We start from the raw sequence: 12,358 nt of genomic DNA, 5'->3' as shown, positions 1-12,358 counted from the left end.
AGGGAAATGCTTTAAGATGCTATTTGATTCAGTAACTGTTCTGCGCGATGTTGTTGTTCCGTCGAAAATTTATCCGAATTTGCAGCCAAGAGTTGGCGGGCAGCCTCATAAGAACCAAATTGGATATATCGCTCGGCTAAATCGAGATCTAGCGTGGTTTCACTGATTTGGCCGAGTTCAGGGAAAGACTGAACCAGTGGGTCTTGTAGATGAGCATCTGTTTGTAAAGCAGGAGTCGTAAATTCAGTTGTTTCGGTAATGTCTTGAGGAATTGAATGTGCTGTTGCAAGATCAGTCTTTGGTGATTCTAAATCAAAGGAAATTGCTGGTGCTTCAGATTGAACCTCGATCTGTGATGTTGATTTATCGGCATTCGGTTGTTCAAGATCAAAAGAAAATTTGAATTCTGGTTGATCTTCAGATTTCTCTGCTATCGGTGCCGTAACAGTTTCAACAACTGCTTCGGTTGTTGGGGCTGGATCGAGATTAAAAGAAAACTCTAAATCTTTAAGCTCAGTAACGGGTAGTTCATTTTTATCTTGAACTTGAGCAGGTTCTTCAACTTGGGGTTTCAGCTCAACTAAATCATCAAATTTCAGAGAAGGAGCATCTGATTCTGGCGTCGCTTCTACGGTAGGTTCAATGATTTCAGGGCTTACATTGAAAGACTTAAACTCTAACGGCTTTTCTTCAACAGGAGAGGCGCTAGGTGTTTCTGCCTGCAACAAATCAAAAGAATTTGATGTTGTGACTTTATTTTCAATGAGTGCATCAAAATCTGATGCGTTTTGTGTTGCAGTGCTTGGTTCAGCATAGTTTGAAAGCGTTTGTGGCTGAAAGTCGATTGTATCTACCGATGAAAGATGCTCTTTTTCGTATTCAGCTTTTTTCTGTTCTGCTTGTGCTAGCGTTTCTTCAAGTTCAAGTGAACGAAGATGGTTGAAGAGTTGGCTAATCGCAAATTCATCTTTTTGTTCAAGATGAATATCCAATAACAATAAATAAAGTTCGTGTTGTGAATTATCTTTATTCAGTGCCTGATTAATTTGAGCTTCTGCTGCAAAGAAATTACGATCACGAATTTGCCCTTGAATTTGGCTACGTAATTCTTCACTGAGTGGAGTTTCCTGTTTCTTTTCAATAACAGGGTCTTCTACCACTTGAGCTTTTTGAGGGGCTTTCCGTTTATTTACAGGAGTTTTGGCTTTATTGCGAGCCGTTGCCGTCTTTTTTGGTGCCGTATCGGCTTCTTTACTAGCTTCGCGTTTTTTTAAAACAATTGCCACGACTAACAAAAGTATAAACGGAATCACATAAATCAGCATGTTTTACCCCTTATGAATCAAATGTATGTTTAATTCATTGATTCTAATATCAAAATTATATAACAATTTAGCTGTTTGGCTTTTTCTGTGCTTGTTGTGCTTTCAACTGTTGTTGCAATTGTGCAAGACGAGCATTTAATAATTGAAGTCTTTTGTCCTTTTGACGTAGAGCCAATTCCAGCTGAGTTACGTTTCTCTGTAATTTAACGGTTTTTTCCCGAGATGTCATAACTTTTAATGACAATTCATTTGATATTTGCTCATTCTCAGCTTTCTGCTTCGCCGTTCCATTGGTTGTATCAGGATGCTTTTCTGCCACCAAACTCATTTCTGCTTGATTCAGACGATATTTTGCTTTTCCAGATTGTTTTGTCATTGTGTTGGGTGGAGCCACAATTTTTTGTTGGGATTTATTGCTAGTATTGGTTTGTAAATTTAAAGTGACTCCACGACGTAATCGATTGATATCACCTTGAATAAAGGCGTGTGAATTTTGAGTTTTAATTTGCTGCATTACTTCGCCAATTGGTCGATTTTGCTCAGAAGCAACCCGTTGTGCAATTGCCCAAAGTGATTCATTATTTTGTACGATATGTTGATTTGGTTGAGCTCTTTTCACCTCAGCTATTGTTGCCGCGGGAGTCGGTTTGATGGCTTGGGGTTTAGGCTCAGCAGGTAACTTTGGTGTTGACGGAGTTGCTGCTTTAGCCGTTGTAACAGCACTTTTATCCTCTTTTACACGGTTCTGATACTGCTGAACTTGAGGGTCAGATGACTGTTTTGCTGTTGCATTTACGGCATTTTTTACAATCGTTTTCGCTGGAGCCGTCGATTCAGTTTTAGTTTGCTCAATTCCCTTGGCTTTTTGTACTGGTGCACTTGCTGTATTGACACTAGAAACGACAATAGGGGCTTCATTTGACTCCGTTACCGCTGCCAATTTTGGCGGTTGTATCGTTTTAAGTTTAAGCGAATCAGCCGAATCGGACACTGGATTTAGTTGAGCTGCTTCAGCTGGCTTAAATTGAGTGCTGGTAGGCAAGTTGAGTGCAATATCCTTTTCACTCACGATCATGATCGGGCTGAGCACTTTTTCGTTGGCTTTGGCACTAAACATTGGTTTTGGCGCAGCTGTACGCTGAATGGGCGTGCGAATATGACGTAAATGTACTGCACTGCCTTCTTGAATACGTACCACGATATTCAGTTCAGATTCGGTCAATGGACGCGATGAAGTAATCGTAATAACGCCTTCACCTGAACTGCTTTGTCGAGAAAAGAAATTAAGATGCCCTGGAGGTTGATGAACAACACCTAAGGTATTGATATCTTCTGGTGTAGCTAGACTGACTTGAACAGGCTCATCGGTTTTTGCATGATGAAACGGAATTTCTGCGTACAGCAATTCCCCAGGCGCAGACTGGATTTGCAATGGATCAATACTAATTGCATGAAGGTTTTGCGATGCAATAATGGCAAGAATAGCAATTTTTAATTTGTTATATACAGTCATCTTAGTTTTGACTCTGGTCATATATTGCAACGAGAGAATTATACATTACCGAGATGTTGAGGAATTGTAAATGGATAACATTCGAGTTACATAAAAAGCCGATCGTAATTGATCGGCTTTTGTTTGAAAATTTAAAAATGTTTATGCATTTTTAAAGTCAATTAGAATACGGAGCATACGACGCAGTGGTTCAGCAGCACCCCAAAGCAATTGGTCACCGACAGTGAATGCACCAAGGTACTCTTTACCCATATTCAGTTTACGTAAACGGCCTACAGGAACACTAAGTGTGCCTGTTACTGCAACAGGAGTCAGATCAGTCATTGATGCTTCACGCGTATTTGGAACGACTTTCGCCCATTGGTTCGCGCTACGTAACATATCTTCAATCTCATCCAGCGGTACGTCTTTTTTCAATTTCAACGTAAGTGCCTGTGAGTGACAACGCATTGCACCAATACGGACGCAGTGACCATCAATCGGAACAATCTGCTGATTGCCTAAGATTTTGTTGGTTTCAACTTGGCCTTTCCATTCTTCTTTCGATTGACCACTTTCAAGCTGTTTATCGATATACGGAATGAGAGAACCTGCTAACGGTACGCCAAAGTTTGCAGAAGGGAAACCTTCACCACGTTGTAATTCAGCAATTTTAGAGTCGATATCTAAAATTGGAGAGCGTGGGTCATCTAGTAAATCTTTGGTATTGTTATACAAGTAGCCCATACCTGTGATGAGTTCACGCATATTTTGCGCGCCAGCACCTGAAGCAGCTTGATAAGTCATCGAGGTTGCCCATTCCACAAGGTTATTTTGGAATAAGCCGCCTAAGCCCATGAGCATGAGCGAAACAGTGCAGTTCCCGCCAACAAATGTTTTAGTGCCATTCACTAAACCATCTTTAATCACGTTCATGTTGACAGGATCAAGCACGATGATGGCTTCATCTTCCATACGCAAGGTCGATGCAGCGTCAATCCAATAGCCTTTCCAGCCTTCAGCTTTTAATTTTGGAAAGACTTCAGAGGTATAGTCACCACCTTGACAGGTAATAATGACATCCATTTGCTTCAGACTATTAATGTCTGATGCATCCATAAGTGCTGGGGCAGTCTTACCACCAAATGCAGGGGCTTCACCACCTGCATTACTGGTAGAAAAATAGAATGGCTCAAAGTGAGCAAAGTCATTCTCTTCAACCATACGTTGCATAAGGACGGAACCAACCATCCCGCGCCAACCGACCAGACCTACTTTCATGTCATTTTGCCTCGGTGCGTTAAAAATTTAAAAGGGGTTTGAGTGTATCAAAAGCGACCACAACTGCAAGCACTACATAAGTAAAACATCACTATAATTGAACGAAATAACTTGTTTATGATACATACAAAATTGATAAAGTTTGTCCAGACTTAGTTTACCAAACGGAAAAGATTGAGAAAAACAACATGATTTGGGTGGAAATCTTGGCAATCACGGTGGTGATGCTGACGTTTTGGTCATTGATTCCGCGTGATGAATGGTGGATTCGCGGAGCCGATTTTCCACGACTACAAATTTTGGCACTGGGGCTTTTAGCCTTTATTTTACTAATTTTTTGGTCTGATCCTTGGGATTTACAGCGTGAGCTGATTTTGGTTGCGTTAATCGCAGCTTTGGCATATCAGTTAAAAATGGTGTTGCCTTATACTTTTGTGTGGAAAAAACAGGTTCAGACCGTTTCTCACGAGCAATTGCAGCCAGAACGACAAATTTCATTATTGGTTTCGAATGTACTCACACCTAATACCCAACATCATTTACTCATTGAACAAATTAGCAAATTTAAGCCCGATCTGATTTTGACTTTGGAAACAGATCGGCATTGGCAACGGGCGCTACAGGTGCTTGAAGAGAGTTACCCTTATTGTGTCCCGATTCCGTTGGATAATTTGTATGGAATGCATTTGTATAGTCGCTTGAAACTCTTCGATACAGAGGTGAAATTTATTTTAAGTGATGAAATTCCTTCAATTCATACCACGGTACTGTTGCCTTCTGGACAGCCAGTACAGTTGTATTGTCTACATCCGAAACCGCCTAGTCCGACAGAAGCCAAAGATTCAACGTTAAGAGATGCTGAATTGTTGATTGTGGGAGATCAAATTAAAGAACTGGATCAAAGTTGTATTGTCATGGGTGATTTGAACGATGTGGCTTGGTCACGAACGACACGTCTATTTCAACGAATCAGTGGCTTACTCGATCCGCGAGTTGGACGGCATTATGTGAATACTTTTCATGCCGATTATCCTTTTTTACGCTGGTCACTCGATCATGTATTTCACAGTACCGATTTTGCTCTCATTCAAATGCAGCGTTTACCGCATATAGGTTCAGATCACTTTCCAATCTATGTCAAATTACAAACGGGGCGTGTATTTGAGCAACAGCAAGAAGAGTTGGAGCAAACAGATGCAGATGAACAAGAAGCGCAGGCTGCAATACAAGAAGGAATTGAAAAAGCGGAGCGCGAAGAAAAAATAGTGACAGATGAAATTGCACAGGATTATAAAAATGAGAAATAGTAGGCAAACTAAATAAAAAACTGTGTACGAAATTGCTTACAAAGGTTTCGGTCTCTGACGAATGGTAGAACTTTAACAATTCTTTTATTCTTACTCCATCAGCACAAGGAACAGGGAACGGAACATCCCGCTAAGGAAGACGACGCTGAAGGAAATCATCACGGAAATGATGGCTGGTTAGGATGACCAAACACTAAAACAAAAATTATGATTGAAAGCACAACCTCATATACCCGAGTTTTGCAGGAAGCAGAACTCGGGTTATGTGTTTAAGATACTCGAAATTTATTTAAAAATTATGACGAACTTACTATACGTTGATAGAGTGTTAAAGTCTGATCACACATATCTTGTAAGCTAAATTGTGTGATAGGAGCCACATGTTGAGGCTGTTCAATATGATGTTGGACGACATGAATAAGTTCAGCTTGGTCATCTACAGGAATAAGGCCTTGTGGATATACCGAAGATAAAATTTCAGCAACTCCACCTCTTTTCCAGCCAATCACGGGTGTCCCTACTGACAAAGCTTCTAAAGCCGTACGTCCAAAGGTTTCTGCCTGATTAGACAAAGACAAGACTACATCGCTGTAAGCAAGCCATTCACGAATATCCGAGCGATGACCAACAAAAGTAATCTGATGTTCTAAGCCCCGACTTTGTATATTGCGTTGCAATTCATCTAAATAAGCCGCTTTTTTAGGGTCAGCTCCGCCAACCACAATTGCATGGAGATAGGGAAACTGAGTATGTAATTGCTGTATCAATTCAATTAATGTTTCATGTCCTTTCAGCCGCGTAATACGACCAGGTAAACATAAGAGAAACTTATGCTCGAGCTGAGGAAAGTCTTTTAAAGTTTGTTGAATCCACTGTACTGATGGTTGATACCCATGCGGGAATGCTTTGGAGTCGATACCACGGTAAATACGCACAATATCTTGTGGTGGACAATTTTTATAATGTTCAGTGATGTATTGCACCACACTGTCCGAAACCGCAATGACTTTCTCTGCTTGCGTCATAATTGCACTATAACGATTAATGGAATAGAAACCGTGTACAGTGCTAATTAAATGTGGGCGTTGTGAAGCAGGAATCCCTTTTAAAGCAAAATGCGTCAACCATGCAGGAACGCGTGAGCGGACATGCACAATATCGGGGCGGTGCTGTTGAATAAGTTGGCGTAATGGACGAATCTGCCACAGACTTGATAGTGATTTTTTGTGAATAGGCAGGGTTAAATGGGTAGAACCCTCCGCTTCAAGCTGTGCCACCATTCGCCCACCATTGGAAACTACCAATGATTCATGCCCTTGCTGAATGAGCGCTTTAGCAATTTCTAGTGTGCCACGTTCAACACCACCACTATTCAGTTCAGGAAGAAGCTGCATCACTTTCATTGAGTTTTTATCCTTATGTGTTCTGTTGTGCCGTTCGAGTCACGTATAAAATAAAATTTAGAGCAGGAAATAACATTTCTCACCAAGATCAACTATCAATAAATTTTTTCATAGCCTTCTGGGCGGGTTTTAAAACGACGGTGAAACCACATGTATTGGGTCGGTGCAATTCGAAGCTGACGTTCAATAATTTGATTAACGCGTGTTGCATCGTCCACTTCATCTTCACTTGGCAAGTTGTCCACCATAGGTTCAATTAATAGATGATATTTGGGATTGGCCACATCACCATGACGGTAGAAATATAGGGGTACAGCAACGGCTTTAGAGATTTTTAATAAACGTCGATGTGCTGTAACAGTTGCGGCGGGCACCCCAAAAAAGGGAGCCATCACCCCTTGTTTTAAACCAAAATCTTGGTCTGGACTATACCAAATGGCATGTCCATTTTTTAAGTTGCGAATCAGACCGCGCATATCATCATGGTCAATTTGATTGGCGTAAATCGTGGCTCGACAACGATAAATCAGCATGTCTAACAAAGGGTTATTTTGTGGGCGATACACCACATCGGGTTCAAAATATTGTGCGCATAAATAACCACCTGCATCTAATAAGGTGGAATGAGTGCCGAGCAGTAAGACGCCTTTACCCGCTGCTTGTGCGGTTTGGATATGCTCTAAACCTTCAATAGTGACTCGATTTTTAAACCATTGTGGGCAGTACCAAGCATTTAGTGTTTCAAAAACCCCAAGCATTTGATCTACAAAGACCTGACGAGCATTGTCTTGGACTTGTTCTGGACTCCATTCTGGAAAACAGACTTCTAAATTGCGCAGCGTAGTTTTACGGCGGGATTTCAGTTTATTAAATGCCAAATTTCCCAGAAAAGTGGCTAAGCGATATTGAATTGCCCACGGCAAAATTGCCAGTATCATTAAGAAAACGATGCCAAGCCAAATTCCCCAATATTTAGGATGGAGGAATGACCATTGAAATTCACCAGGTGTATAGGTCTGTGCTTGGCTCATAACGATATAATTAGTTTGAAAAAGTGAAGACTGTGCAAAGTGTAGCATGAACTGATTTGGTCAAGGTTATCCACGCTAAAAATCAGGATCAACCTTGTCCCTCACCATCTGCTGCCTTTGATATGGCAGTCTAACGACGACTTTCCAGAAGAATGCGTACTGCAAGTCCTGCGAGAACTGTGCCCATGAGCCAACGCTGAACATTTGCCCAAAGTGGTTTTCGCTGTAGAAAAAGTGCAATGCTGCCAGCAGAAAAAACAATAAAGGCATTTACTGAAACACTGACAAAAATTTGGATCGTACCGAGTTGAATAGACTGCGCTAAAATACTGCCTTGCTGTGGGTGGATAAACTGTGGCAATAAAGACAAATACATAATCGCAATTTTAGGATTCAGCAAACTGGTCAAAAAGCCCATTAAAAATAATTTTAACGGTGAATCGAGAGATAAATCTTTGAGACTAAAAACAGGAGCTGCATTGGGGCGTAAAGCTTTCCATGCCAACCAGAGTAAATAGACAGCCCCTACAATACGAATCGTGTCATAAGCATATGGAACTGCCACAATGAGCGCTGTGATCCCAAAAGAAGCACAGAGCATGTATAAGACAAAGCCCAGTGCTACGCCGCCTAAAGAAATGAAACCTGCTGTTTTTCCTTGAGAAATTGAACGTGAAATGAGGTAAATCATATTCGGGCCAGGGGTGAGGACCATTGCTAGGCTCACCAAAGCAAATGCGAAAATTTGTGACAAATCCAACATGATCAAAGGCTCAGTTATTCTTATGTTGATAGGTATAGCATATTGCTGTTGATAAATCTGATTTGAGCAGCGAAAGGTTTACTTTCACAGGTTCAGTTCTTATGAAGACCGTAAAAGATTATAAATTTAATATTTTCTAGTTTCAGATTTTCGATTTTTAATGAATGAAGTGAATCAAATGGGGGATCTGTACTTTTTGCTGAGCTATTTTCTTGAAATTCGGCTTTGCCGTTACGGGGTGTACGATGGAAAAAAAGGGAATCCACTTTATCCCAATGATTAAAGCTTATGGATGTGAAGCAACTTAAAACGGTGGTGTTAGACTAGGGATATATTTCTGATTGATGGCATTTATAGATGAGAAGCCATGCGATTGATACTGCAAAAGCAGGTCTAATTTTTCTGGTGGTGTTGGGGCACTTTCTAGAGCGGATGATTGGTTGGTCACAAGCAACTAGCCAGTTATTGCTTGAAACCATTTATGCCATACATATACCCGCTTTTATTTTTATTTCAGGTATGTTGTATAAAGATAAAAATTGGTCGAAAAACATCCTCTTTTTTATTGCACTCTATGTCCCTTTCCAACTGTTGTATTTGGCATCGGATGCTTTGATGTCTGGACAATGGCACTTTAGCCTGTTTGAACGACCATATTGGCTGATGTGGTATCTGGTGGGGATGATGGTTTGGACGCTATTTATGCATGTGTTCCATGCCAACCATTTTGCGCTTGTATTTGCGGTACTGATTGCTTTAGGTATTGGTTTTTCCCCGTGGAATAACTATGCCTACTCAATTGGACGAATCTGTGTCTTTTTGCCTTTTTTCGTTTTAGGTTACCGATATGGTCAGTCCATCATGCAAAAATTAGAACAGCAAAGTCATGCGCTGTTGTGGGCAAGTCTGAGCCTCGGTCTGATGATGTGTATCTTGTATTGGACCCATTTAAGTCAATTCTGGTGGTACGGTAGTTTAAGTTATACTCAACTCAAAGTTGAGCTATGGCAGGGAAGTTTGATTCGTCTGATGTGTTTGATGTTATCCAGTTGGGGGGTGCTGACGCTATTGGCATTATTTCAGGGTTTGGGAGCACGTTTTATGTGCTTGGGACAAAACACTTTGCCTGTGTATTTGTTACATGGTTTTGTGGTGATTTGGCTTGCACGAATGATTCAGCTCAATTTGCCTGTGGCAGTGGAAATATTGATTTGTGTGGTGCTGTCAATTTTGACCTGTTGGTTACTACAACAACGGATTTTTGATCAGACGATCCGCCAATTATCACAGTCGTTGCTGCGACCTACAGGTAAATTGTGGCAGAAATAACCGAGTCGTCGACTGTTGCTTGATTGAATTTCAAGTGTTGTTGGTACAAACAGAGAATATAAAAAAAGCCCGATTGGCTGAATGACTCAGCCAATCGGGCAGTTGAAAGTTAAATTAGTTCCCTTTGCTGAGGTTTTCTAATTCATCCCAACGTTCCAGTTTTTCCAGTAACTGTTCTTCAATTTCAGCCAGACGCTGTGACGCTTGAGTTGCGGCATTGGCATCTGAAACAAACCAAGAACCGTCTGCTAACTTGTCAGAAAGTAGAGTTTGCTCAGCTTCCAAAGCTTCAATTTCCGCAGGTAAGCTATCGAGTTCTCGTTGGTCTTTATAGCTCAACTTCACCTTTTTCGGTGCAGACGTTGCCGCTGCGGCAGCCGCTTCAGCTTTGACCTGTGCTTTTTTTACATCGCTTTTTTGATCAACTACTTTTTGATCAGGGCGCTGTTCCAAGTAATCTTGATAGCCACCAATGTATTCATCAATGTTACCTTTGCCGTCAAACACCCAAGTTGAGGTCACAACGTTATCCATAAAGGCACGGTCATGTGAGATCAACAGTAAAGTGCCTTTATATTCAGACAACATTTCTTCTAACAGTTCTAAAGTCACCATATCCAAATCATTGGTTGGCTCATCCATCACGATTAAATTGGATGGTTTGAGTAACAATTTGGCTAACAGAATGCGGTTTCTTTCACCACCTGAAAGTGCTTTAACTGGCGTACGGGCACGTTCAGGTGAGAATAAAAAGTCTTGTAAATAACTGTAGATATGACGACGGTTACCATTCACATCGACAAAATCAGAACCTTCCGACACGTTGGCCATGACGGTTTTTTCAAGGTCAAGTGCATTACGTAATTGGTCAAAATAGGCAATCTCCAGCTGGGTTCCTGTTTTAACAGAACCCCCATGTTCAATTTCACCTAAAATTGCTTTGATCAAGGTGGTTTTTCCGACCCCGTTATCACCAACTAAACCGATACGATCCCCACGCATGACCAGTGCCGAGAAATCCTTGATCAGCGGTTTGGCATCGTAAGAAACACTGAGGTGTTCAATATCAAAGACCAGTTTTCCAGAACGATTGGCATCTTGGGTGGCCATGCTGACTTTGCCTTGCTGGAAGCGACGCGCTTTAGATTCTTCACGCAGCGCTTTTAAGGCACGAACACGACCTTCATTACGCGTACGACGCGCCTTAATGCCTTGGCGAATCCATGCTTCTTCTTCTGCTAAGCGTTTATCAAATAAAGCATTTTGCTTTTCTTCGGCTTCCATTTGCTGTGCTTTAAGATCGAGGTAGCGTGAGTAGTTACCTTCGTAACTGCGTAATGTGCCACGATCTAGTTCGACAATACGGGTGGCAATACTGTCTACAAATGAGCGGTCATGCGAAATAAACAATAAAGTTAAATTGTTTTGATCGAGTAAGAATTTCTCTAACCATTCAATGCTTTCAACATCTAGATGGTTGGTCGGTTCGTCTAGAAGCAAGACATCGGGTTGAGTAAGTAAGGCACGTGCTAATAGGACACGACGCTTACGTCCACCCGATAAATCAGCCAAATCTGCATTTGGGTCAAGTCCCATTTTGCTTAGAATAGAATTAACTTTATTTTCTAAAGCCCAACCATCAAGTTGATCTAACTTGTGTTGCAAATTGCCCATGTGATCACAAGCGTTCATATCACCTAAGATGCAGGCATCACTCGCTTCATGGTATGCTTTAAGCACAGTCGCAGCTTCACCTGCACCCTCTGCTACGATGTCTGCAACTTTGCCAGAGTCCATAGGAACGTCTTGTGCCAACATGGACACGGTCAAACCATTCTGAATGGAGACTTCGCCAGCATCGGGGAGTAAACTGCCTTCAATCAGTTTAAGTAGCGTCGACTTACCTTCACCATTACGGCCAATCAAACACACTCGTTCGCCACGTTCTAGGTTAAAATTCGCGCCGTCGAGTAGGGCAGGTCCACCAAATGCAAGTTGGACATCCCTTAACGTAATATAGGCCATAATGTTTCCTGAAATCTCAAATGAGGACTTTAAATGACTAAACAACAAAATCTAGATAATCACGCGTCATTTTCCGCACCCATTGAAGATTTGCAAGTCCGAATTGCATTTTTAGATGATTTAGTTGAACAGTTAAATGAACAAGTGATTCGCCAAAATGCCGAAATCGCTGATTTAAAAAAACAAATGCAGCTTCTTTATCAACGGGTAGAATCTGCTGATTTATCTGAAGGGATCGAAGCTTTTGACCCTTTAAGCAATAGACCACCGCACTATTGATCTAGTTGTGAGGCTTGATTAGCATGGTTTATTCTTGTATCTCCAACAAGAGAGCGATGGGCTAGGCTTGACCTTTTGCCCGCTTCCCGTTCTAATGCACGCTCTTTGCTTATCTCTCATGAT

10 protein-coding genes are annotated in these 12,358 nt (G+C 41.4%); 3 read left to right on the top strand and 7 right to left on the bottom strand.

Annotated features, from left to right (window positions below):
* Positions 1-11: 11 nt before the first annotated feature.
* The 3 genes from I593_RS14220 to asd all read right to left on the bottom strand — a co-directional run bounded on the left by I593_RS14220 (position 12) and on the right by asd (position 4,098).
* A complete protein-coding gene (locus tag I593_RS14220; RefSeq protein WP_016168282.1) occupies positions 12-1,325 on the bottom strand; it encodes a hypothetical protein in 1,314 nt (437 codons plus the stop codon).
* A gap of 67 nt (positions 1,326-1,392) precedes the next feature.
* Positions 1,393-2,838, bottom strand: a complete 1,446-nt coding sequence (locus tag I593_RS14215) for a FimV/HubP-related protein (RefSeq protein ID WP_016168281.1) — start codon at positions 2,836-2,838, stop codon at positions 1,393-1,395.
* 141 nt (positions 2,839-2,979) lie between these two features.
* Positions 2,980-4,098 carry an aspartate-semialdehyde dehydrogenase gene (gene asd, locus I593_RS14210; RefSeq protein WP_016168280.1) on the bottom strand — a complete coding sequence of 373 codons (1,119 nt, stop codon included), beginning with the start codon at positions 4,096-4,098 and terminating at the stop codon, positions 2,980-2,982.
* Positions 4,099-4,286: 188 nt separating this feature from the next.
* Here asd and I593_RS14205 point away from each other — a divergent pair, with 188 nt between their 5' ends.
* On the top strand, positions 4,287-5,405 hold the full coding sequence (locus I593_RS14205; RefSeq protein ID WP_016168279.1) for an endonuclease/exonuclease/phosphatase family protein: 1,119 nt from the start codon (positions 4,287-4,289) through the stop codon (positions 5,403-5,405).
* A gap of 296 nt (positions 5,406-5,701) precedes the next feature.
* Here the strand turns inward: I593_RS14205 and I593_RS14200 are convergent, their stop codons facing one another.
* The 3 genes from I593_RS14200 to I593_RS14190 form a co-directional block, all read right to left on the bottom strand.
* Complete coding sequence (locus I593_RS14200) at positions 5,702-6,808, bottom strand: glycosyltransferase family 4 protein (protein ID WP_016168278.1); 1,107 nt, start codon at positions 6,806-6,808, stop codon at positions 5,702-5,704.
* Between the two features lie 95 nt (positions 6,809-6,903).
* Positions 6,904-7,839 carry an LpxL/LpxP family Kdo(2)-lipid IV(A) lauroyl/palmitoleoyl acyltransferase gene (lpxL, locus tag I593_RS14195; protein WP_026440901.1) on the bottom strand — a complete coding sequence of 312 codons (936 nt, stop codon included), beginning with the start codon at positions 7,837-7,839 and terminating at the stop codon, positions 6,904-6,906.
* 130 nt (positions 7,840-7,969) lie between these two features.
* Entirely contained in the window at positions 7,970-8,602 is a 633-nt protein-coding gene (locus I593_RS14190; protein ID WP_016168276.1) for a LysE family translocator, read from the bottom strand.
* A 357-nt stretch (positions 8,603-8,959) separates the two neighbouring features.
* Between I593_RS14190 and I593_RS14185 the strand changes: the two genes are divergently transcribed.
* Entirely contained in the window at positions 8,960-9,931 is a 972-nt protein-coding gene (locus I593_RS14185) for an acyltransferase family protein (RefSeq protein ID WP_016168275.1), read from the top strand.
* Positions 9,932-10,045: 114 nt separating this feature from the next.
* Here I593_RS14185 and I593_RS14180 read toward each other — a convergent pair whose 3' ends face one another.
* Entirely contained in the window at positions 10,046-11,956 is a 1,911-nt protein-coding gene (locus I593_RS14180) for an ATP-binding cassette domain-containing protein (RefSeq protein WP_016168274.1), read from the bottom strand.
* 33 nt (positions 11,957-11,989) lie between these two features.
* Between I593_RS14180 and I593_RS14175 the strand changes: the two genes are divergently transcribed.
* The gene (locus I593_RS14175; RefSeq protein ID WP_016168273.1) at positions 11,990-12,235 is read left to right on the top strand and encodes a SlyX family protein; all 246 of its coding nucleotides are present in this window, start codon (positions 11,990-11,992) and stop codon (positions 12,233-12,235) included.
* Positions 12,236-12,358: the final 123 nt, after the last annotated feature.

This window comes from Acinetobacter tandoii DSM 14970 = CIP 107469, assembly GCF_000400735.1.
GTDB classification, from domain to species: domain Bacteria; phylum Pseudomonadota; class Gammaproteobacteria; order Pseudomonadales; family Moraxellaceae; genus Acinetobacter; species Acinetobacter tandoii.
The sequence above is the reverse complement of the archived record's forward strand: the minus strand, read 5'-3'. Positions and strand labels throughout refer to the sequence as shown.